We start from the raw sequence: 23,663 nt of genomic DNA on the forward strand, positions 1-23,663 counted from the left end.
TCCCGGCCTTCTGAAGCTGTCGCCGGCCTTGCCGGCGGCGCAGCGGGCGTCATATGACCGCAATTTCAAATTCGGCCAGCATGTCCGACAATAGCGCGAGCGGAAGGCCGACCACGGTAAAGTAGCAGCCCTCGATTCGCTCGACCAAGACGGAACCGCGGCCTTGAATGCCGTAGCTGCCGGCTTTATCCATCGGCTCGCCGGTGTCCACGTAGCGTTCGATAATCATGGGATCCAGCGGCTTCATCAGGACCTCGGTCATCCGATGGGCGGCCAGTTCACGGCCGCTGCGCGTATCGACGCACGCGACGCCGGTGTATACGCGATGGCGCCGGCCTTGCAGCCGGGTCAGCGTGGCGATGGCATCCGCGCGGTCCTGCGGCTTGCCGAGGATCTCGCCGTCCAGCACGACGATCGTGTCCGCGCCGACGATGAGCGAGCCCGCTCTGTCCTCGGCGGCGAGCAGCCTCGCCGTCGCGCGCGCTTTGCGCAAGCCGAGCTGCTCGACGACTTCGGACGGCTGCCAATCCGGCGGCGTCCCTTCGTCCGTATCGCTGGGCAAAATGAGAACCGGCAAGGAAAGGCCGAGTGATGCGACCAATTCCCGCCGGCGGGGAGAAGATGAAGCCAGCACGAGCTGGCGCAAATGTTCGGTTGAATGAATGCGGGATTGTCCCATTTCAGGCCATGCTCCTTTGCGTTTCCCTAGGCGGTTCTAAAGCTTGCGGTACAGCCAGATCGCAACCGCCAAACCGGCGAGGCTGAGCAGGCTGATATGAACATGCAGCGTTAAGGCGTAGCTCAGCACGAGCAAATCCGCGTCGGGCGACCAGCTGATCGTGGTCGTATTCGTCAGAAACGAGAGCCCTGGGAACGAAGCCAGCGAACGGGCGATTAGCGCGCCGCCCAGCAGGCCGATTAGCATGAACAATAGCAAGACCCAGATATTTTTCTTCATCTTCCAACGTCCCTCGCCATTTTTTGACACGTACGATTTATTATACGCGGACGGGAAACGCTTTACAATGATCCGCTGGTTGCAAACCAGTCTTTCTGAATGAAGACGGCGTTCATCATGGCGGTCTGCATGGACCATAAGTACGCATCGGAAGGCTTCTTGGCGTATTCGCCTGCGGCGACGGCGGCCGAATTGACGGCCTGGATCAGCTTCAGCAGCGACGCCTTATTCGTCTTGTCCGTCATTCCCGACTCCAGGCGGGAAGCGGCTTCCGTCCACTGCTGATGCAGCGTCTGCCAATCGTTATCGCCCGTTCCGGCTTGACCGTTCAGCTTGGCGGATGACATGTCGCCCAGCTTGGCGAGCAGGCCGGCCGTATCTTCGAAGAACGTCTGCGCGTCGGACGCGGCTCCGCCGTACGTTAGCTTCGTCAGCGCGGGCACATCGACCTGCTTGACATAGACATCCATGCCGGTCAGCGACTGCCCGAGCAGATCGGCCGCGGCCCGGTCGGAGGCCATGCCGACGTAGATCCGGTAATCTTGACCGGACGTAAGCGACGCGGCCGCAAGCCCTTTGTCGCGCAGCTCCGCCGCGGCCGCCGTCAATCCGTCCTGGCTGCTGAATACGCCGTATTGCAGCATATAATAGGACGCCGCGGGCACGCTCAGCTTGACGGTGCCGGCAGCGCCCGTTCCGGCCGAAGCGCCCGAATTGTTGGCACTGCCGGTGCCGGCGGCATTCGCCGCTTGTCCGCCGGCCGCCGTCTTCGCGGGATCGGCCGTGCTGCCGACAGCCGGCAGCGATCCGTCGGCGCTGCCCGTCGCGTCCGATGCGCCGCCGCCCGTGAACATCGTCAGCACGAAGTAGCCGAACAACGCGCCGGTCGCGATCGCGCCCGCTACGGAGGCAAACACTTTGAACCAGGACGGTCCCTGAGCCGGACGCTTGCCGGAACCGGACGGCAATGCGCCCGGGAACGCCTGTCTTCCCCGTTCGTTATGGCCATGACCATGTTCGTCATCGGTCTCGATGTGCGGATACATATCGATAACCTGCGGCGATGGCGTCCGATTGGCATAGGCGCGCGGAGCCGCTTCGAATTCGCCCTCCTCGTCGCCCAGCAGTATCGTCTCGTTCGTCTCCAAGGCCGACAGCCGCTCTTCCGGCCCATCTATGGGAAAGCGGTCCGCCGCGGCATGTTCGTTCATGCCCGCCTTCGGGCGTTGTTTCGGGATCTGGCCGTCGGCTTCGCGGATGAGCTGCTCCAATGCCCCGGCGTCATCTTGAAAGTGACTGGTCCATGTGCCGATATCGGACGAGAACTTCAGTTCCTCCTGGAAGTATGGAACGGCATTCGCGCCCGATGCGCGTCTCGTCTCCTGCCGGGCCGCCTCGATGCGGGCACCGCTCTGTTTATCGAACCGATACGTAATGCGTCCTTTCGTACTCATCGCACTCTCTCCTTGTCCGCGTACTCTAGTACAAGTCTATGAGCGTTTTGAGAGAATTATGACCCGTCCCGGCAGGTCGCTAGGACAAACGCGAGCGCCAAGAAGAGACGGCCAGACAAGCGGAGACAACAAAAACAGCCAACCTTCCCGCGAGACGAGCTCCGTTGCCGGATCGTCCTTGAGCTGGTTGACTGCTTGTCATACCGTATGCTTATCCTATTGCTTCCGTAACCGGCTTTCATCCCCGTCCCTGTCTATTCACGCCCATTCGTCGGCATTGACCTCGAACCGGGCGATGAACGCCGGTACTTGCTCCGCCTCAAGCGGATGGCTGAACCAATACCCTTGCATGACGCCGCACCCTTGCCCGCCGAGGAAGACGAGCTGTTCCATCGTCTCGACGCCTTCGGCGATCGTCTCCAGATTCAAGCTCGCGGCCATCGATATGATGGCGCCGATGATCGAAGCGTTGGCCGGATGATGGCGGATGCCTTTGACGAACGATTGATCGATCTTCAATTTATCGATCGGAAACTCTTTCAAATACGCGAGCGAGCTGTAGCCGGTGCCGAAATCGTCCATCGCCACGAGCAGGCCGAGCGACTTCAGGCTATGCAGCGCGGGCAGCGCCTTCTGGACGTGCATCGTCATGCTCTCGGTGATCTCCAGCACCAAATACTGCGGATCGAGCCCGGTCTCCGCCAGCACCGCCTCGATGTTCTCCTTCAGCCGCTGGTCGTAGAACTGCCGGGAAGACAGGTTGACCGCGACCGGCACCCGGAACAGCCCCGCTTCCAGCCATCGCGCGTTCTGGCGGCAAGCTTCGCGCAAAGCCCACTCGCCGATCATATAAATCAGCTCCGTCTCTTCCGCGACCGGGATGAATTCCGCCGGCGATATGCGTCCGAACTCGGGGCTTTCCCAGCGGATCAGGCTTTCGAGCCCGATGACGCGGTTCGTGCGGGTATCGATCTGCGGCTGATAGTGCAGCACGAATTCCTTGCGCTCGATCGCCTTGCGCAGGTTCTGCTCGATCGTAATGCGGCGCTGGATCTGCTCGTGAAACGACGGCTCGAACAGCTGGCAGCGGTTGCCGCCGTCTTCCTTCGCTTTCGCCATGGCGATGTGCGCGTAGCGAAGCACGTTCTCATGCTCTTGCAGGTCGTCCGGGCAGAGGCAGATGCCGATGCTGGACGGCAGATGGATTTCATGGCCGTCGATGCGTACCGGATGCCGGAGCGAACGCAAGATTTGAAGTCCGAGCTGTTCCGCGGCCTCGATCGTCATGTCCGGGACGAGGAGCACGAATTCGTCGTTGCCGGCGCGGAACAGGACGGACGGTTCGCGGGCGAAGCTCTTCAGCCGGCGCGCCATCAGGATCAGCAGCCGGTCCCCGACCTCGTGGCCGAACGTGTCGTTGACGAGCTTGAATTGATCCAGGCTGATGCACAGCACCGCGAACGGGCTGCGCCTTGCCGCGAATTCGCCCATCACGCCGGGAATTTGCCGCCGGACCGGAAGGCCCGTCAGCGAATCGTGGTTCGAGATATAATCGACCTGATCCTTCAGCTGCTGCTGCTCGGTCAAATCGATAACGACGCCGTATACTTCCTCGACCCGCCCGTTCTGGATGAGCGGCTGAAGCATGCCTTGGAAGACGGCGCCGCGGCATTGTACCTCGAAGCCGACATTCTCCTCGCCGTTCCAGGCTCTGCGAATCAAGTCCGACAGCTGGCCCGGGAAGTCGCCGATGAATGCGTCATGGACCCGCCTGCCGGCCATCTCCGTATCGACGAGGCCGAACCGGTTGACGAGGGTGCCCGAACAAGCGGCGAAATAGAAACGGTCTTCCTCGTCCTTCCCGAGCGAGAACATCAGTCCGTTCAGCTTGTCGATCACCCGGTTCAACGACGCCGTCACGGCCGCATCCTTGCCGATGCAGTCGATCATGAAGCCGATGAACGAGCGCAGCATCCGGTCGGTGCCGTCGAAGCGCTCCTTCAGCCGCCAGAACAGCCGCGTTCCGAGCGCCGCCTTGCAGCGCATCAGAAACTCGTCGACCGCCTGCGGCTCGGATGCTTCGCCGAAGAGCTTGTTTTTCGGCACGAAGTCCGCCGCCCCGAGGGCAAGCGCTTCGAAAGCGATTGCCGTGCCTTCCTCGGTATGCGTGCTCAGAACGATGACGGGCACCGGATGCTCGGCCATGATGCGTTCCAGCGCCGCGATCCCGTCCATGACGGGCATCTCCACGTCCATCGTCACCAGATCCGGACGCAGCTCGGCGACGCGTTCGATCGCTTCCAGCCCGTTCGCCGCGGTGCCCGCGACCTCGAATTGCTCGTCTTGCTCCAGAATCGTTTGAATCAAGGTCCGCATGACGGCCGAATCATCCACGACCAGCACCTTCTTGCGCGTGCCGCGCGGATCGATAATCGGATGCTCAGGCATAGCCGATGTTAACTCCTTTCAACCGAACGATCGCGTTCATGTTCATCAAGGTTACCAGATGGCCCCCTTGTTTGCAGATGCCTTGCGAATACGCCGCCGACAAGCCGAATGCCCCTTCCGGCACGGGCTCCACTTCATCCATCGGTACATGGATCACTTCCGTTACCTGATCCACCAGGATGCCGGTCATGGAGCCGTTCACATTCATAATCATGATGCGCGACAGCTCGTTCAGCCCGGCATCGGGCATATTCAGGCATGCGCGAAGATCGACGACCGGCATCAGCTCGCCCCGCAGGTCGATCAAGCCGCACACTTCCGGGGGCGGGGAAGCGACGCGGTGCAGCTCGGGCACCTTGATGATCTCTTTCGTCTCCCGGATATCGAGCGCATACCGCTCGCCGTCGAGTATGAAGACAAGCAGCTTGATAATGCCTGACGAATCCTTGGCGTCGGCCTTGGCCGTGCGCCATACGTTCGTCCCCGCTTCGCGCATGACGGCGTGAATGTCCAGAATCAAGGCGATGCTGCCGTCGCCGAGCAGCGTCGCGCCGGACAGATACGGGACTTGGCCCAAGTACGATCCTAACGGTTTCATAACGATTTCCTGGTTGGCGATGAGCCGGTCGACGAACAGGCAGACCCGCTTGTCGGCCGCGCCGATCATCACGGCGTAGCCTTGTCCTTCGCGTGCGGCATTCAGCTTGCGGTGAAGCCGGATCAGCGGCAGAATCTCGCCGCGCACGCAGCAGACTTCCTGCCCGTGCACGCGCTGAATGTCGGCATCCGACAAGCGGAACGTCTCGATGACGTTGACGAGCGGCAGCGCCAGCGTATGCTGGCCCAGCTTGACTAACAGCGATTTGGATATCGCGAGCGTCAGCGGCAGCTTGATCGTGAAGACCGTTCCTTGGCCGAGCTCGGTATCGATATCGATCAGACCGTTCAGCTTCTCGATGCGGGCGCGCACGATGTCCATGCCGACGCCGCGGCCGGACAGCTCGGTCACCTGCTCTGCCGTGGACATGCCGGAATGGAAAATCAGCGAGATCAGTTCCTTCTCCGTCATATCGGCCGCGGCCTCTTCGGTAATAAACCCTTTCTGGACCGCCTTGCGTTTGATCTTCCGCGGATCGATCCCCCGGCCGTCATCCGAGATCCGGATCATGATGGCGTTCTCCCGATGGCTGGCCTGCAGCTTCAGCCGGCCTTTGCGCGGCTTGCCTTTCGATTCCCGTTCATCGGGCGGTTCCAGCCCGTGATCGGCCGCATTGCGAAGAATATGAATGAGGGGATCGTTGATTTCCTCGATCAGCGTCCGGTCAAGCTCGGTTTCTTTGCCTTCGATAATGAAATCGATCTCCTTGCCCGCCTGCTGCGACAAGTCCCGCACCAGGCGGGGGAAACGGCTGAACAGGTTCTCGATCGGCAGCATGCGCGTCTTCATCATCCCCGCCTGCAGCTCGGCGATGATTCGCCCGAGCTGATCCGACACCTCGCTCAGCGCGGCGGCTTCGGGCTCTTGCTTGAAACGGTCGTCGAACCGCTTCTTCAAATCCTGCAGGCGCGTATTGCCGATGATGAGCTCGCCGACCAGGTTCAGCAGATGCTCCAGCCGGTCGACATCCACGCGCACGGTTTGCTGAACCTGCGCCTGCGGTTTCGCTTGGCTCGCCTGGACGGGTCTGGAAGCGGGCTCGGCATCGGCTGACGGCTGTTCCGTTCCCTCTGCGGCCGCGCCTTGCAGGACGAGCGGAGCGATCGCGACCCGCTTCACTTGCGAGATGCGTTCCAGCCGTTGACGGATTTCGTCTTCCGCGATTCCCGATGCCAGCGCGAACGTCAACGGCGCCTTGACAAGCAGGCCATCCGTGTCCCAATCGGCAAGCGGCGGTTGTATCCCGGCCAATTCGCCGGATTCGGAGAGGATGCGATGGACCAGCATCGCCCGCACGCGCGGCATTTCCGTATCCGGCGCCAATGCCACCTCGACGCGGTAAACGGAAACGCCTTCATCGCGATGCTTCGATATGGCGTTCCATTCCGCGTCCGTCCACGCCGCCGGAGGCTCGTTGCCGGCATCATTCACGGCTTCGGCCGCCGCGCCGGCTGTGACTGCCGATTCGGCGGCCTGCGCTGCCGATGCTTCGGCATGCGATGCCCATGCATCGGGATGCGCTGGCAATGCTTCGGGATGCGCTGCAGCTCGTGCATGACCGGCAGATGCCGAACCTGACAAGCACTGCTCCAACAAGCTGATCAATTCGTCGTTATGTACTTCTTCCAATTGTCCCTGCCGAAGCCTTGCTTGCTGCTCCTTCAAATAATCGATGCATCGGAACAACAGATTGATCAGGGCGGGCGTGACGCTTAACCGATGCTGGCGCAGCGCGTCGAACACGCTTTCCAGATGATGCGTGACATCCTTCAAATAGTGAAGCCCCATCGCCGCCGACGAGCCTTTCAGCGTGTGGGCGGCGCGGAAAATCGTTTGGATCGTTTCGAGATTCGCGGATTCGCCTTCCAGCTCCAGCACGGAGCGGTCCAGAATTTGCAGCTGTTCCTCGAGCTCATCCAAGTACACGCCCAAGTACGTCATCATGAACGATTCCATTAACGTCCTTCGCCTCCCAAGTCTAATACGCGGTTCAAATCAAGCAGGCAAACGAGCTCATCGTTCGTGCGGCCGATGCCCGACAGCAGGCTGCGCTCGGCGGCGTCGGCGCCCGAAGGCGGAGGTAAAATCTCGCCGAACGACGACACTTTGACGACGCGGTCGACCAGCAGCCCGATGACCTCCGATTCCGTCTTGACGATTACGATGCGCATATCCCCGCTCGATCGCGGGCTCGGCATATAGAATCGCTCCCGCAAATCGACGACAGGCACGATCAGCCCGCGCAAATTGATGACGCCGCATACGAACGCCCTGGCGTTCGGAATTTCGGTAATGGGCTGCATCCGGATAATCTCCTGCGTCTCGGATAACGGCAACGCATACGGCTTCTCGGCAAGTTCGATCACGATATAGTTCATCGCGGCTCCGCCCTCTTACACTTTAAAGACGGAGACGTTCTGATTAAGCTCGTCCGCCAAGCGCGCGAGCGCCTGAGACGAACTCGCCATCTGCTCGGAGGCTGCCGCCGCTTCCTCGCTGGACGTGGCGATCGCTTCGACTGCCGCCATGACATCGCCCGTCTGGGCCGACTGCTCTTCGCTGGCCGCGGCGATCTCCTGGATGCGGGCGGCGGTGTCCGACACCATATGGACGATGTTCTCGAACGTGCGGCCCGTGCTGGCCGACAGCGACGCGGCTTCCTCGACCGCCTTCACGCTCTGCTCCGTATTGTCCTGCATGCCTTTGATAATGGTCGCGATCTGCTTGGTCGCTTCGCCGCTGCGCTCCGCCAGCTTGCGCACCTCGTCGGCGACGACGGCGAACCCGCGACCCTGATCTCCCGCTCTCGCCGCTTCGATGGCGGCATTCAGCGCGAGCAGATTCGTCTGTTCGGCAATCTCGTTGATGACTTCGATGATCTGCCCGATCTTGTGGGAATCCTGCTCCAGCAGCTGCATTTGCTGCGAGAGGCGGTCCATGCTGCGAATGGAAGTCTGAATCGCTTCCGCGCCCTTCTCGGCGCCCTGGCGCGTCTCTTCGGAGATGCCCGCTACCGACGTCGCGTTCGCGGCAACGGTTGACGAGGCGGCCGACATCTCTCTGACCAGCTCGTTGATCGTTTGCGCCGATTCCGCCTGATCCGTGCTTCCTTTGGCGATTTCCTCCGTCGTGGCCGATATTTGCTCGGCCGCCGCCGCAGCGCTTTGCGCCGAATCGAGCGTTTGACCGATCAGCGTGCGCAAATTGTCGATCATCGTGCCGAACGCGGCGGCAAGCTCGCCGATTTCGTCGCGGCTCCGAACGGCGGCTTTCTCGCGCAAATCCCCTTTCGAGACGTTGACGGCGACATGGACGATTTTGCGGATCGTCCGAACGAGGCTTTCCGAGATGTAGACGGCCAGCGATAGTCCCGCAAGGACGGCGATGATGCTGAATACGATGATGAGCGTCCGTCCGCCTTGATTGATGTCGCGCGCATGCTCCACTTCCGCCTTGGAGCCGGTATTGTTGAAATCGATCCATTTCTGCAAATCGTTGTTCACCTTCTGGCTGGAGGCGAGCGCGTCGTCGATCGTCTTCATCCGTTCGCCGGTGGATTGCGTTTCGTTGATCGAAGCGACTTGATCCGTGTAGCTTTTGGCATTCGCCACCAGTTCGTCGTAGATCGTGCGCTCCGTCGGCGAAATGATGAGCTGCTCATACTCGTCCAGGTTCTGGTTCATCGTCCGGATCGTATCGTTCAATGCCTGCTTCGATTCGTTCATCTGCCCGGCATTCTGCTGCAGCGCCGCATCGTATGCGCCGATTTCGATGTTGGCGAAGTTCAATTTGATCTCGTCGATCTTCAGAATGCTCGGCAGCCAGTTGCCCTGCACGACGGATACGGACGATTGCAGCGCGTTCATTTTGATAATCGAAATAAAGGCGACGGACATAAGCAGCGCAAGAATTAACAAGAAGCTGGCCAGCAGCTTCAGGCGCATCGAAATTTTCATCAACTTTCAGCTCCTAATTCGGTTATGTAATAATCAGTCGTGAGCGGTTTCGCCGCCGTGCATAGGGATCACGATCGCAATCTCCAGCAGACTCAGGATTTCGCTTCGCACCTGATGCAGATGGCCCATGACCGTATTTTGCAGGCGGTCCACCGAGATGGCGGCGTTCAAATACATTTTCTGATTGCCGGAAGCAATCGAAAGCTCGAATCGGGAGTTGCTGCCCGCCACTTCCTCGATCAGCGACGTGTTCATGTATTGCTCGGGGAGCTCGATCGAGAACAGAATCTTCGGATGCGCGTCCTCTTGCTCCAACAGCTGGAGCCGTTCCGTATACGGGTAATTTCGCTTGATCCATTGATAGGGGTTCCCGCTTCGGTCATCCCGTTCCCATACCGGCTCGAATCTGTTCGTCGACTCGATGAAAGCGTCCCTGTAGTACTCGAGGAGGTTCATGCCTTCCCCCCTACCATCTGTCCATAGTCGTCTTGCTTCCATGTACGTTCATGCATAACATCCATCCTTCCGCTGTCCTTGTCGCAGCTTATATCATAATGGACAAATGTTTGGAAATTTCCGGTGTCGCACGTTCGATTTAGGTTATTTTGTTGGAAAAGTGTTTGACCGGCGTCCAAAAACAGGACCTTGCGCCCTGTTTCCACTGCTGAAGCAGCGATTCCAGCTGCTCCTCTTCAATCGGCTTCGTCAGGATGCCGTTCATCCCCGCGGCCAGGCATTGTTCATGCGTCTCGGCCTGAGCGTCGGCCGTCAGCGCGATGATCGGCAGCAGATCGAAGCGCCGATCGGCTCGGATGGCCGCCGTTGCGGCAAACCCGTCCATGACCGGCATATGCAGGTCCATGAAGATCAGATCGAATTCCGTCCGCTTCAGCAGCGCCAGCAGTTCGGTTCCGTTCTCCGCGATTGCCACCGTAATTCCGCGGCTCTCCAGCTGTCCGCGCGAGACGATCTGATTGATCTCGTTATCTTCGGCAATCACCGCCCGGATCGCCCGCGCATCCGCTTCCGGCGCCGGCGCGGCGGGACGATCGCTTCGAATCATCGGCGGCAAGGCGTTGCGCGCGGCTTCGAACAAGCCTTTGAACACGAGCTTGCTGACCGGCTTGATCAATACATGGTCCATCTCTTGAAGCAGCGGCGTAACCGCCCGGCTCTGCAGCGGCGTGAGCGCGATCGCTTTCGCCTTCCTGTTCCGCAGCGCCGCGGCCGCTTCCGCCGACCGGAACGGCCCGTTGTCGACGCCGTCGACGACGACGTACTCGCCTTCGCCGGTCAGAAGCGCATGCCGAAGCTCGGCAGTCGAGGCAAGAAGCCGTACCCGATGGCCAAGTCCCGTCAACATGCCGGCAATCGCTTCTTCCAGCAGCGGGTGCGACAGATAGAGATGAACCGTCGCGGGCGGCTGCGGTTCGCTGGCGAATTCCCGCCGAGGCAGCATAAGAGGCAGCGTGAACGAGACGAGTGTGCCTTGACCGGCCTCGCTCCGCAATTCGAGACGGCCCCCCATCGCCTCCGCCAGCAGCTTGCAGATGGCCAAGCCCAGACCGGAACCGCCGTATTTGCGGCTCGTCGAGCCGTCGCCTTGAAAGAACGGCGAGAACAGCTGGGCCCGATGCTCCTCCGCAATGCCGATTCCCGTGTCTTCCACGGAGAAGCGGACAACGGCTTCCTCCGCGCTTCCGGATTCCAGCTCCGCTCGCACGCAGACATGGCCGTTATCCGTGAACTTGACCGCATTGGCGATCAAGTTCATCAATATCTGCTGAATTTTCTGCGGATCTCCGATCGTTACGGACGGCAACCGATTATCGGTCCGGATCACCAATTCGATCGGTTTATTCCCGGCTGCCGAGCTGACGGTGTCCGCGATCCGCTTCATGACCTCTTCCAGCCGGAACTCGGTTTGTTCCACGACGATTTTGCCGGCTTCGATCCTAGCGAAGTCAAGCACGTTATTGATCGTTTGCAGCAGCAGCTTGGAAGAGGAATCGATCTTCTCGAGATAATCGCGCTGAACCGGCGTCTGCGCCGTCTGCTGAAGCAGCGAGGACAGACCGATGATGCCGCCCAGGGGCGTGCGGATCTCATGGCTCATGCGCGCCAGGAATTCGCTTTTCTCCCGATTGGCCCGCTCCGAATCCATCCGCTTGAAATAATCCGTAATATCGACGCCGCAGCCGATGACATCCTTGACGGAGCCATTGCTCCATTGCGGGCGCATCGTGACATGCAGGCGCCTGTCATGAACCGTGATTTCATAATGGACGGTTTCTCCGCTCCATGCGCGCTCGCAGCAGAGGGTGAGCATGTACAGCTTGTCCGGCCTGTCCCCGAAAACGGCTTCCAACGACCGGCCGTTAATATCCGATGGACGCTTGCCCAGCTGCCCCAGCAATTCGCCCTCGGCCATCTCGTAGACGAAGCGGTCGTTGTGTTTATGCACTTTAAACACGAACCCCGGATGCATTTGCAGCATGTCGACCAGCTCGGCTTCCATTTCTTTGGCCTTCACCCTGTACGATTGCGTCCGAAGCAAGTATCGCAGCAGAATTGCCCCGAACAGAGCCACGATGCCTTGATAGATAACGTACGCGCCGACATCGCTCAATCGGGTGTAGCCGAGCAGCCAGGAACTGACGTAGTAGAACGCTTGAACGAATGCCGTGCCGACCGCCCATTTCTGCCAGAAGCCCTGCAGGCGGGACATGATGACGCCCGTGCCGAGTGCGGCGATGAGCGATAGGACGATCAGAGCGGGTTCCGGGGCGCGGTACATCAAGGAACGGGCCGTCAGCGAGAAGACCGAGACGATCACGGCCGCGGCTGGACCGCCGAAGAAGGAACCGAGCAAGATGGCGGTTCCGCGAAAGTTCAGCGTGACTCCGTTCGCAGCGACTACGCTGCACGTGTTCAATAACGCCGCGAGCAAGCCATGCGCGGCGCCGGCGAGCAGCTTGCCGCGCCAGCCCGTATCGAGCCGCGCTTGCCGGCGCTTGACGAAGAACGGCCCGATATAGAGAACGAACATAAGAATGATGAATACGTTTAAAATCAAATCCTTGAACAATGCGATTCCGCCTCTCGATAGACCCCGAACGGGAGCTGCCGCTTTGCCGCCGGGCAGCCCACCCTCAAATTCTCTCTCCTTAAATATCGTAACGATTCGCCTGCTTTTGAAGGCGAACCGGCACGGATGAACGTAATATCGGCTTGTTTTGACGGATGTTTTGCATTTTGACGCAAATCGGTACGGGCCGGATTGCTGACCATGCCTTATTTGGGATTATTACCCACTTTATTCGATGGATCCAGCGGATAGTCGCTCGTCAAGGAGAGCGGGCAGCTATTCCGGGCCCATTGACGTCTATTACAACGATTTGACGGTTCGCGGCGTGAAGTACTATCAGAAGAAACACGGTCTTCCGGCAACGGGCTCCGTCGACCCGCGGACGTTCAAATCGATCGTACATGCATACCATGGCAAGAAAGTGACGCAAATGCGCGCCAAAAGCAGCGGAACGGGCAAAGGCAAACGAATGATCCGGGGCAAGTCGGCAGGCGGCGGTAAGAAAATCGGCGCCGGACGAGGCCAAGGTCACGGCGCCGGGCAAGGTCACGGCGCTGGGCAAGGCCAGGGCGGGCAAGAGCAAGGCGGCGGCCAAGGCTCCGGTTACGGCAAAGGCAGCCGAAACGATTAACTACCTGCGATCGCCAAACGGCCAGTCGTCCCGTAACCGGCGGCTGGCTGCTTCTTTTCGTATGCTTGCCCTGACGCTTGCTGCAACGAAAAACACCTCCAAGCCGGTCCATGTCATCCGACACGGTTCCTGTGCTTGAAGGTGTTTTCTATATCACCTGTCTTGTGATATGGCTAGGCCTCGTTCGCCGAGCTTCGCCTTATATTTCCGACCAAAGCCGCTTCAGGTTGTCCATCCCTGCTTTGGAGCCCAGTTTGCAATCTTCCAGGCCTTCGAATTCCACGGAGAGATATCCGTCATAGCCGGATTGTTTAATGACGCGCAGTACCGCTCTCATATCGATGTCGCCTTGCCCGACGATCGCCCCGCGCAAAAAATTGCCGCTTGCCGTTCTGAAGAAGCCTTCGCCCGGGTTCTGATCCGCCGGCCGGAGGTAGAAATCTTTGATATGCACCATGGAGGCGTAAGCGATATTGTTCTTCACGGCAGCAACCGAATCCTCGTCGGCGCACATGAAATTGCCGACATCGATCGTCGTCTTGAAATTCGAGCGGTCCACGGCATGGATCAACGCCTGTACCCGGTCGCTGGCTTGAACGAAATAGCCGTGGTTCTCCACGCTGGTCGTGATTCCGAACTGCGAGGCATAATCCGCAACCTGCCTGCAAGCCGAAGCCATGCGTTCCAGCGCTTCGTTGAAATGCTTGATCGAAATGTCGGACGACCATGCAACGTCATGCCGCATCAATTTCACGCCAAGGCTGCGGGCAACGTCCACTTCGCGCTTGACGCGTTCGATCTCCTGCTCGAACGCGCCTTCGCCTTCCTTCAAGAAATCCGCGCCGATGGCGTAATTGGACAGGTCGATGCCGGCTTCGGCAGCCTTGCTCCGGATGGCATCCGCCAATGCCGGGTTGCCGGTAAGATCGAAGCCGATCGGCACCACCTCCATATGTTCTCCGCCCTGGTCGGCAATCCATTGTACGGCGTCCAGCACCGTCATTTCATTCGATGCGATGGCGCGATGCAAGCTATATGAGCTCAAACCGATTTTCATATTCCTTAAGCGCTCCCTTCCGAGCCTGAATTGTGGATAAGCTCTTCTAGCATAACGAAAGCAGGTACCCTATGTAAATAACCGGCTGAATTCTCTCTGTGCTCATCCAGCCGTAAGACGTTGACAACCTAACGATTCAATCCCTGGATCCGATCTGCTTGGCCGGATTTCCCGCCATGACACTGCCTGGCGGCACATCGCGAATAACGACGCTGCCCATGCCGATCAGGCTTCCTCCGCCTATGCGCAGCTTCTCCATTACCGTGGACGCTTGACCTAGATAAGCGCCTTGTTCGACGTGCACGGAGCCGGCTAATCTGACGCCGCTTGCCAATGTGACATTATCTTCGAGGACAGCATCGTGATTAATGACGCTTCCGCTCAGACAGAAGACGAAACGGCCGATGCGGGCATTCAAGCCGACGAAGCAATTCGGATATAGGACGGTTCCGGGCTGGATAACCGCGGTTCGGGAAATAAAAGCAGAGGGGTCCGCGATCGTCACGAGCCTGCGCTCCGAACGCATTTCTTCTTTTAACGGCCATTCGTATTCGGGCACGAGCGCTGCCTCCGGATAATGTCCAAGCACCTCCTTCAATCCCAGGATCGGATACCCGTTGAACGAGCCGCCCGATTTTGCCGTGTCCTGCTCGACAAACCCGATCAGGTTCCACGCCGGCTTCACCCGATTGATTCGTTCAATGATCTCCGCGATTTCTCCGCCGTGGACGCCCGTACCCAGTATGAACAAATCCCGCATCGTCACCCGACCACCTTCCCTTCGCCGATCCCATTCGTAAGGCGGACATCGATCATCGGCACTTACCTCCTTGGCTTGGTTCTCCGCGTGCTTGGCCTGCGTATCGAAAGCGCTTTCTATCTGTGGTAAAGAATATACCATAACCCGGGTTGGCATGAACATACGCAAACCGTTGGTTTCTAACGTACGCGGAGCGGGATTTGCGCTTCCCGATCGATTCTCGCGCAACAGAAAAGCCGGAACATTCCGATTGGATTGTTCCGGCTTCTATCATTCGAATCCTATACCAGGACAAGTCTTCCGCGATCAGCCTTTCGCGCGCAGCGTCTTCGCCAGCGCGTCGGCCACCTTCCAGATGTCGCCCGCGCCCATCGTAATGACGAGATCGCCGGGTTTGACCCGCCCGGTCAGCACGGCAAGCACTTCTTCCTTGGTCGGATAGTAGGAGGTGTTGGCGTTGCTGTTCTTAATGATCATCTCGACCAGCCTCTTCGAGTTGACGCCCTCGATCTGCTGCTCGCCGGCCGGCGAATAAATATCCGTAATGAGCACTTCGTCCGCTTCCGGGAATGCCCGGCTGAATTGCTCCAGCAGGAAGAACGTACGCGTATAACGCTGCGGCTGGAAAACGGCGATAATCCGCTTGCCGGTCGATTTGGCGGCGCTGATCGTCGCTTCGATCTCCGTCGGATGATGCGCGTAATCGTCGATGACAAGGATATCGTTCACCTCGCCCAGCACTTGAAACCGCCGCTTCGCGCCGCGGAAATCGACGATTGCTTCGGCGATGGAGGCGAACGGGATGCCCGCTTCCAGACATGTAATGACCGTCGCCATCGCATTATACACGTTATGGCGGCCCGGCACGGACAGCTCGATCCGTCCAAGCAGCCGGCCTTGCTTCGTCATGTCGAACGAAACCTTCCGGTCCCCGAGCTCGATACTGCTTGCGCGATAGACGGCTTCCCGGTCGATGCCGTACGTCAGCACGCCTTGCGCGCCAAGCGGTCCCGCCGTCAATTCCGGCAGCATCGCCTGAATGTTCTCGTCGTCGGCGCAGACGATCGCGCCGCCGCCCTGCTTAACCTGGCTTAGAAATTGCACGTAAGCCGCTTTCAATTTATCGAAGTCGCCGTCATAGTTCTCAAGATGATCCGGCTCGATGTTCGTGACGATCGCGATCGTCGGGTGGTACTGCAGGAAGGAACCGTCGCTCTCGTCCGCTTCCGCAACGACGTATTCGCCTTTGCCGGCTTTGGCGTTCGTGCCGACATTGACGATTTCGCCGCCGATGATGAACGTCGGATCGAGCTTGCACGTCTCCATGACAAGCGCGATCATCGACGAAGTCGTCGTCTTGCCGTGCGCGCCGGCAACGGCGACGCCTTTGCCGTTGTTCATCAGCCTTGCGAGCATTTGCGCGCGGTGCAGCACCGGAATATTCAGCTCCTCCGCCGCCCTGCGCTCTACGTTGTCCCGGGGCAACGCCGTCGAATACACGACGAGATCCGCACCCTTCACCTGCTCGGCCTCGTGACCGATATAGATGCGGGCGCCTTTCGCCGCCAGCTTCTCCGTCAGCTCCTGTCTCGCGACGTCGGAGCCGGTCACTTTATAGCCCATCTCCAGCATGACACGCGCGATTGCGCTCATGCCGTAACCGCCAATTCCGATGAAATGAACGTGTTCTGCCGTATTCAAAGACGGTTCACCAACCTTTTTCAGAATCCTTATTGTAAAGCAATTGGGAGCGGACGTCGGCAATCAAATAGAGCGTGCCGGTCACGACCGCCAAATCCGCCTTGCTGGTCGACATTTGCAGACGTTCAAGCGCCAGCTTCCAATTCGGTTCCACGATGAGCTCGAAAGAATAACCAGCTTCCTCCCGAAGCTCTTGAACGACGGCGGCCAAATCGGCGGCAGGCAAAGCTTTGCGGAAATCCGCTTCTGTTACGACAAGCGTATTCACTAGAGGTAGTATATGCCGCAGGGCGTCGCGATGATTCTTATTCGCCAGCATCCCGATCATAAGGTGCAGACGCTCGTACGAATACGTATCCTTCAGCGCCGCGGCCAGCGTTTGCGCGCCTTCGGGGTTATGCGCCCCGTCGATCAGAACGCGCGGGGAGTCGCCGATCATTTCGAGCCGGCCGGGCCAAGCGGCGCTGCGCAAGCCTTCCCGCAGATCCTCGTCCTCCAGAATGAGCGCGTAATATTGCCGCATCACTTCGAGCGTCATGACGGCAACCGCCGCATTGGTGCGCTGATGGGCGCCGTTCAGCGTGATCGTCAGCTCGTCGACCGAACGGAAGATGCCGTCGAACCGGAAGGTCTGTTCATTCTCCCGCACCTGCGAGGTGACCTCGTGGAACTTCTCGCCCATCATATAGAGCGTGCTGTTCTTCGCTTTCGCCGTTTCGCGGATGATCGCCGCCGCTTCCGGCTGGCTGACCGCGCTGACGACCGGAACGCCCGCCTTGATGATGCCGGCTTTCTCCGACGCGATCGCTTCCAGCGTGTCGCCCAGCACGTCCATATGGTCATGGCCGACATTCGTAATGACCGATACGATCGGCGTGACGATGTTCGTTACGTCCAGACGGCCGCCAAGGCCGGTTTCCCAGACGACGAAATCGGGAAAGGCCACCGTGCCGTAATAGAGAATCGCCAGCGCCGTCGATACTTCGAACATCGTAGGCGAGCCCAGCTCCGTCGCCGCGATGTCGTCGACAAGCGGCTTCAGCCGGTTCGCCAGCGCGAGCAGCGTCTCTTCCGGAATATCCGCCCCGTTATATTGGAAGCGGTTCGTGAATTTCGTAATATAAGGGGACGTAAACGTCCCCACGTCATAGCCGCAGCGCAGCAGCACGCTGGTCAGATAGGCGCAGACGGAGCCTTTGCCGTTCGTGCCGGCCACGTGAATGAACTTGAGGCGGCGTTCCGGATGCCCCGTCAGCTCCATCAGCTTCAGGATGCGGTCCATGCCCGGACGGACGCCGAACGGCACCAGTCCCACGATCCATCGGTAAGCTTCTTCATAGGTCGAAAATGCGTTTGCTTCGTTCGGTTGCAGTTGTTCGCTCATCGGCTCAGCCTCTCAATTCCGCGATCCGCGCGCTCACTTTATCGCGCTTCTCGGCATAATCGGCCATCTTCGCCTTCTCTTCCTCGATGACCTTCGCCGGCGCTTTGGCTACGAAGCCTTCGTTGCCGAGCTTCTTCTCGACGCGCTGCACTTCGCTCTCCAGGTGCTGGATCTCTTTCTCCAGCCGGGCGATTTCCTGCGCGATGTCGATCAGGCCCGCAAGCGGCAAATACATCTCCGCGCCGGTCACGATCGCCGTCATCGCTTTGTCCGGCGCCGTCAGGTCGAGGCTGATCGTCAGCTGCGACGTGCCGCAGAAGCGAACGATAAACTCTTCGTTGCGGGCAAGGATCGCCGCTTCGTTCGCCCCGGACGGTTTCACCTGCAGCTCGATCTTCTTGCTCATCGGCACGTTCACTTCCGCGCGGATATTCCGAACGGAGCGGATCATCTCCATGAGCAGCTCCATCTCGGCGACGGCGTCGGGCGCTTCGAACGCGGCGTCGTAGACCGGCCATGGCGCGAGCGTAATCGTCTCGCCTTCATGCGGCAGATGCTGCCATATTTCTTCGCTGATGAACGGCATGAACGGATGGATCAGACGCTGCGTGCGGTCGAGCACGTAGGCGAGCACCGACTGCGTCGCCCGCTTCGCCCCGGCGTCCTGACCGTACAGGCTCAGCTTCGCGAATTCGATGTACCAGTCGCACAGGTCATCCCAGATGAAGTTGTACAGGACGCGGCCCGTCTCGCCGAAATCGTACGCGTCGATCAGACGGGTGACGTCGGCGACCGTCGCGTTCAGACGATGCAGAATCCAGCGGTCGGCCGTGCCCAGCTTGACGCTGATGTCGATATCCGCCGCCGAGATGCCTTCCAGGTTCATCAGCGCGAAGCGCGACGCGTTCCAGATCTTGTTGGCGAAATTGCGCGCCTGTTCGACACGCTCCCAGCGGAAACGCAAGTCCAGGCCGGGCGTGCTGCTCGTCGAAATCATGTAGCGCATGGCGTCCGCCCCGTATTGCTCGATAACGTCGAGCGGGTCGACGCCGTTGCCGAGCGATTTGGACATTTTCTTGCCGTTCTCGTCGCGGACGAGACCGTGCATCAGGACGTCTTTGAACGGAATTCCGTCCGTGAACTCGATCGCCGTGAAGATCATCCGGGCAACCCAGAAATAGATAATATCGTAACCCGTTACGAGTACGTTCGTCGGATAGAAGCGCTGCAGATCTTCCGTTTGATCCGGCCAGCCGAGCGTGGAGAACGGCCATAGGGCGGAGCTGAACCACGTGTCGAGCACGTCTTCGTCCTGGCGGAGCGATTCGCTGCCGCAAGCGGAGCAAGCCGATTGATCTTCGCGCGCGACATGCATGGCGCCGCAAGCGTCGCAATACCAGGCCGGGATGCGGTGGCCCCACCAGAGCTGGCGGGAAATACACCAGTCGCGTACGTTCTCGATCCATTGCAAATACGTTTTGTCGAAGCGGTCCGGCACGAAGTTGACGCCTTTGCCGTTCTTCTGCGCTTCGATCGCCGCGTCCGCGAGCGGCTTCATGTCGACGAACCACTGCGTCGACAAATACGGCTCGACGACCGCGCCGCTGCGCTCGCTGTGGCCGACCTGGTGAACATGGTCCTCGATCTTGATGCATACGCCGCTTGCCTGCATGTCGGCAACGATCCGCTTGCGGCATTCCGCGCGGTCGAGGCCATTGTACGGGCCCGCTTCGGCGTTCATCGTGCCGCTTTCGTCCATGACGACGATTTGCGGCAGCTGATGGCGAAGGCCGACCTCGAAGTCGTTCGGGTCATGCGCCGGCGTAATTTTTACCGCGCCGGAACCGAATTCCTTCTCGACGTATTCATCGCCGATGATCGGAATTTCGCGGCCGATGATCGGCAGCACGATCATTTCGCCGATCAGGTGCTTGTAGCGCTCGTCTTCCGGATGAACGGCAACCGCCGTATCGCCGAGCATCGTCTCCGGACGGGTCGTCGCGACCGTGATGAAGCCGGAACCGTTCTTCAGCGGATATTGCAAGTGATAGAGGTGGCCGTTCACTTCTTTATGCTCGACCTCGATATCCGACAGCGCCGTGCGCGCGGCGGGATCCCAGTTAATGATTTTCTTGCCGCGGTAGATCAGGCCCTTCTCGTAGAGACGGACGAACACTTCGCGAACCGCGCGGGACAGCCCTTCGTCCAGCGTGAAGCGTTCGCGCGAGTAATCGAGCGAGAAGCCCATTTTGGCCCATTGGTCGTGAATGGTTGACGCGTAGATGTCCTTCCACTCCCATACCTTCTCCAGAAACCGCTCTCGGCCCAAGTCGTAACGGGACAGCCCTTCTTCGCGAAGCTTCTGTTCGACCTTCGTCTGCGTCGCGATGCCGGCATGGTCCGTGCCCGGGAGCCACAGCGTGTCGTAGCCCTGCATCCGCTTCGCGCGGATCAGGATATCCTGCAGCGTGAAATCGAGCGCATGCCCGATATGCAGCATGCCCGTTACGTTCGGCGGCGGAATGACGATCGTGTACGGCTCGGCGTCCGGACGCTTGCCCGCTTCGAAAAATTTGCCGTCCATCCAGTAAGGATACCACTTGGCTTCCGCGGCCTTCGGGTCATAGGTCGTCGGCATTTCAGTCATCGTTTGTTTCTGCGACATGTCAGTTCCTACCTCCAATAAATATGTCCTCGCCCGGCTTCCGCACTGAGGCGCCGCCGGACATTCATCACTGATCGATAAGGCAAATTTCCCGTAAAGCGAAAAAAATAAACCTCTCGCCCTTATAGCAAAGGACGAAAGGTTTTGGCTTCCGCGGTACCACCTTTGTTCCGAAACGGCGGATAGCGCCGATTCGACAACTTCGTGACAGATAACGGCTGCTGCCGGCTGCAACTAAGCGAATCGTCTCGCTTCATTCCAGCGACTCGGGGGCGACCAGTTACAGGATGCTCCTGCTGAACCTCGCAGCGCAATCGGTTCCGCTCTCTGAAGGTATGCCTGCCACTCTTCCCCGTCAACGTCATTAAAAATCATTATTGCCTTATTTTTTCTATCATACACGCTTTGCTTCCCGATCGTCAATCCCAATGGGCGTTTAGCCGTATTTTGTGCAAATGCGTAATAGTTCCAGTCGGGAATGGCGGCGGCTGTCAGGAAGCATTCAAAAGGCTGCATGGCAAAAAAGGCCGTTCCATAAGTCATCATTGGATGACCTTGGGAAGCCTCTTCATGATGTCCCATAAGCCATCGTTGGATGACCGTGGTAAGCCTCTCTTCTTAAGGGCAGGGTTCCTCGCCCTCCGCAGACCGTTGAAAAGGTGTTCGGTCGTGGCCCGCGGCCGACAACGTTACCGCACGGGCATCAGGCATCATCAGACGTGCACCTCCTCCGCGAACGGGCATCAGGCAGACGGACAGAGGATCCGCTAATTGATCGAAATCGGCGTTTTGGAGGCAGCGACCGGACACAAGATGCGTTAATAGCTCCGGAATGCAGCAAAAACCCGGTTATCGGCAGAAATAGCGAATCTCCTGTCCGACAGCGAGCGAAAAATCGATGCATACGAGCAAATAAAGGAACTCATGTCCGTTTCCCAAAACAAGCCAATGGATCTGCCCGAAGATATGCTTGACCATCATCTGGTTCGTGTCGTCAATGCGGCGGCGGACCGCTTGAACGACAGGATTTTCGCCGAGGCTTACCCCGGCGGCCGAGACGCCATTTACCCCGAAATGCTCATCAAAGTCATTATCTGCGCCTGCGCCTGCATACAGAGCATCTGCCCTCCCGGCAAAATCGCCAAATACGTTCGCGTAATATCATGTTCAAGCGGATCGCAGGGCGCAAGCGGCTTTCGGTCGCCCGCAATCTGCTGAAGATGGCAGCAGTCGATGCAAAAAGACCCAAGACGATGCAGAGCCAGGTCTGCCCATCTTGAGTCTTTGCGGTTGTACGGCTCGAGCTGCCGCCTGACTTACTTATGGGACAGCCCCCCGGACTTGAGCGCTTAAGGGATGTACAGCACTTGGCCTTCGCTGACGCTTTGATCGCCGAGCCGATTGTACAGCGCGAGCTCGCGCGCCTGCATCTGGTAGCGGCCGGCGATCGTGTCGAGCGTCTCCTCGCGCTGCACGATGCAGATGCGCATTTTGCGGAACGCATGCTCCTCGTTCGGGCGCAGCAGGTTTTTCCATTCGATCTCATCGCCCGACGTCCGTCGGCTTTGCACGGCTTCGCGCTCCGCAAGCTGTTCGGCCGCGGCCTTGGCTTCCTGCTCGCGTCTGCTGGACTGAAGCAGCGACCGGAAGCTGACGTTGCCGGCTCCCTGCTGCGCCGCCTCGTCCTCGGCAGGCTTCCCGGCCAGCGCGACGCGAAGCTGCTTGCGCTCCGTCTCCGCTTCCGGCACGGATACTTCGCCGAACGAAGGCTGACGCGCCGACGGCTCCAGCTCGGGCTGGTCGGCTGACGCGGAATCCGGCACGGCCGCTTCCGCGGCGGGCGCCTGCGCTTCGGCTTGCGGCACGAATGCATCCGGCTGCGATATATCCTGGCGTTCGACGTCCTGGAACGCGTCGTCCTGCGCCGCCGGAACGGTTTCCTCGCGGGCAGGCTGGGCGGCCGCTTCCTCACGAGCAGCTTCCTGCTGGGCCGCTTCCTGACGAGCCGCCTCTTGACGAACCGCTTCCTGACGGACGGCTTCCTGACGGGCCGCCTCTTGACGGGCCGATTCTTCCAGCGCGGCTTCTTGACGCGCCGCTTCTTGGCGGGATTCCTCCTGCCGGGCCGCTTCCTGACGCGCCGTTTCCTGCTGAGCGAAGGCAAGCAGCTCCCGCTCTCTCGCATTGGCCGCGCGCGCGAGCGCCTCGCGGGCTTCTTCCGCCTCCGCTTGGGCGGCTAGCGCGCGCTGCGCATCCTGCTCTTCCGCTTCGCGCGGCCGCTCCGCCTGCCAGAACGGCGGCTGCTCTTGCGGCGGCGTCGCAAAGAACGGCTGTTCCTGCGACGGCTGCTGCGGGAAGAACGGCTGCTGCTCCTGCGGCTGAACGGCGAAAAACGGCGGCGCCTCGGATGGAGGCCCTTCGTCCCCCCTGCTGTGCACGACCGTGTACGGCTCTTCCCGCTGCCAGTCCGACTGCGGGCCCGGCTGATCGATTTCGATGCCGAACAGCGACAATACGCCGGTAATGTTAAGCGTCCTCGTCGACAGCACATCCACGTCGAAGTTGTCGATCTCCACGGAAATGTCGTCCAACCGGTGAATCCGGTTGAGCGGCAGCGTGATCTCGACAGGGATCCAGTGCTCCAGCGATTGTTCCGCCAGCGGCTGCTCCTCCGACCGATAGACCCCCGTAAGCAGAAGATGCCCTTTCAACAGTACCTGCTCGTCTTGTTGAACGATGCCAATGCGGGGAACGAGCTCGATTTCATCCAGCTCGTCGATCGCCGCCACTTCATCTGGCAAATGGACCCGCTCGTAAATATCAAATCGCAAACCGTTTGACTGGCTTGGCACGTGAGTCGCCCTCCTTTCCCCTCCTAAACAAGCTTCCATGCAGCTGTTCAA

At 59.6% G+C, this 23,663-nt stretch carries 16 protein-coding genes; 1 reads left to right on the forward strand and 15 read right to left on the reverse strand.

What is annotated here, in order from left to right; genetic code table 11:
• Positions 1–49: 49 nt before the first annotated feature.
• From GXP70_RS20225 to GXP70_RS20265, 9 genes are all read right to left on the reverse strand, one after another.
• Positions 50–679, reverse strand: coding sequence for a Maf family protein (locus tag GXP70_RS20225; RefSeq protein ID WP_162358502.1), 630 nt, complete (start codon positions 677–679; stop codon positions 50–52).
• Between the two features lie 36 nt (positions 680–715).
• Entirely contained in the window at positions 716–958 is a 243-nt protein-coding gene (locus GXP70_RS20230; protein ID WP_162358503.1) for a DUF4321 domain-containing protein, read from the reverse strand.
• 62 nt (positions 959–1,020) lie between these two features.
• Positions 1,021–2,412, reverse strand: coding sequence for an SPOR domain-containing protein (locus GXP70_RS20235; protein ID WP_162358504.1), 1,392 nt, complete (start codon positions 2,410–2,412; stop codon positions 1,021–1,023).
• Between the two features lie 258 nt (positions 2,413–2,670).
• Complete coding sequence (locus tag GXP70_RS20240; RefSeq protein WP_162358505.1) at positions 2,671–4,860, reverse strand: two-component system response regulator; 2,190 nt, start codon at positions 4,858–4,860, stop codon at positions 2,671–2,673.
• Positions 4,853–7,474, reverse strand: a complete 2,622-nt coding sequence (locus tag GXP70_RS20245; RefSeq protein ID WP_162358506.1) for a chemotaxis protein CheW — start codon at positions 7,472–7,474, stop codon at positions 4,853–4,855. The genes GXP70_RS20240 and GXP70_RS20245 overlap by 8 nt, the downstream gene beginning before the upstream one ends.
• Positions 7,474–7,896, reverse strand: coding sequence for a chemotaxis protein CheW (locus GXP70_RS20250; protein WP_162358507.1), 423 nt, complete (start codon positions 7,894–7,896; stop codon positions 7,474–7,476). Before GXP70_RS20250 ends, GXP70_RS20245 begins: the two co-directional genes overlap by 1 nt.
• Positions 7,897–7,911: 15 nt before the next feature.
• Positions 7,912–9,474, reverse strand: a complete 1,563-nt coding sequence (locus tag GXP70_RS20255; protein WP_162358508.1) for a methyl-accepting chemotaxis protein — start codon at positions 9,472–9,474, stop codon at positions 7,912–7,914.
• A gap of 33 nt (positions 9,475–9,507) precedes the next feature.
• Positions 9,508–9,930, reverse strand: coding sequence for a hypothetical protein (locus tag GXP70_RS20260; protein WP_162358509.1), 423 nt, complete (start codon positions 9,928–9,930; stop codon positions 9,508–9,510).
• A gap of 139 nt (positions 9,931–10,069) precedes the next feature.
• Positions 10,070–12,562 (reverse strand): ATP-binding protein, encoded by a 2,493-nt coding sequence (locus GXP70_RS20265; RefSeq protein ID WP_162358510.1) that lies wholly within the window; start codon positions 12,560–12,562, stop codon positions 10,070–10,072.
• A 325-nt stretch (positions 12,563–12,887) separates the two neighbouring features.
• Between GXP70_RS20265 and GXP70_RS20270 the strand changes: the two genes are divergently transcribed.
• Positions 12,888–13,193, forward strand: coding sequence for a peptidoglycan-binding domain-containing protein (locus GXP70_RS20270; RefSeq protein ID WP_263864028.1), 306 nt, complete (start codon positions 12,888–12,890; stop codon positions 13,191–13,193).
• Positions 13,194–13,392: 199 nt separating this feature from the next.
• On the opposite strand, the gene GXP70_RS20275 is transcribed toward GXP70_RS20270, so the two are convergent.
• The 6 genes from GXP70_RS20275 to GXP70_RS20300 all read right to left on the reverse strand — a co-directional run bounded on the left by GXP70_RS20275 (position 13,393) and on the right by GXP70_RS20300 (position 23,612).
• Positions 13,393–14,250: a sugar phosphate isomerase/epimerase family protein gene (locus GXP70_RS20275; protein ID WP_162358512.1), complete on the reverse strand. Its 858-nt coding sequence runs from the start codon at positions 14,248–14,250 to the stop codon at positions 13,393–13,395.
• A gap of 136 nt (positions 14,251–14,386) precedes the next feature.
• On the reverse strand, positions 14,387–15,010 hold the full coding sequence (locus GXP70_RS20280) for a PglD-related sugar-binding protein (RefSeq protein WP_162358513.1): 624 nt from the start codon (positions 15,008–15,010) through the stop codon (positions 14,387–14,389).
• A gap of 306 nt (positions 15,011–15,316) precedes the next feature.
• Positions 15,317–16,711 (reverse strand): UDP-N-acetylmuramate--L-alanine ligase, encoded by a 1,395-nt coding sequence (murC, locus tag GXP70_RS20285; RefSeq protein WP_162358514.1) that lies wholly within the window; start codon positions 16,709–16,711, stop codon positions 15,317–15,319.
• A gap of 7 nt (positions 16,712–16,718) precedes the next feature.
• Positions 16,719–18,095, reverse strand: coding sequence for a bifunctional folylpolyglutamate synthase/dihydrofolate synthase (locus GXP70_RS20290; protein ID WP_162358515.1), 1,377 nt, complete (start codon positions 18,093–18,095; stop codon positions 16,719–16,721).
• A gap of 4 nt (positions 18,096–18,099) precedes the next feature.
• Complete coding sequence (locus GXP70_RS20295) at positions 18,100–20,760, reverse strand: valine--tRNA ligase (protein WP_162358516.1); 2,661 nt, start codon at positions 20,758–20,760, stop codon at positions 18,100–18,102.
• A gap of 1,349 nt (positions 20,761–22,109) precedes the next feature.
• Positions 22,110–23,612 (reverse strand): LysM peptidoglycan-binding domain-containing protein, encoded by a 1,503-nt coding sequence (locus GXP70_RS20300; protein WP_162358517.1) that lies wholly within the window; start codon positions 23,610–23,612, stop codon positions 22,110–22,112.
• Positions 23,613–23,663: the final 51 nt, after the last annotated feature.

Origin of the sequence: Paenibacillus lycopersici (assembly GCF_010119935.1) — a bacterium.
In the GTDB taxonomy this organism is placed as follows: Bacteria; Bacillota; Bacilli; order Paenibacillales; family Paenibacillaceae; genus Paenibacillus_Z; species Paenibacillus_Z lycopersici.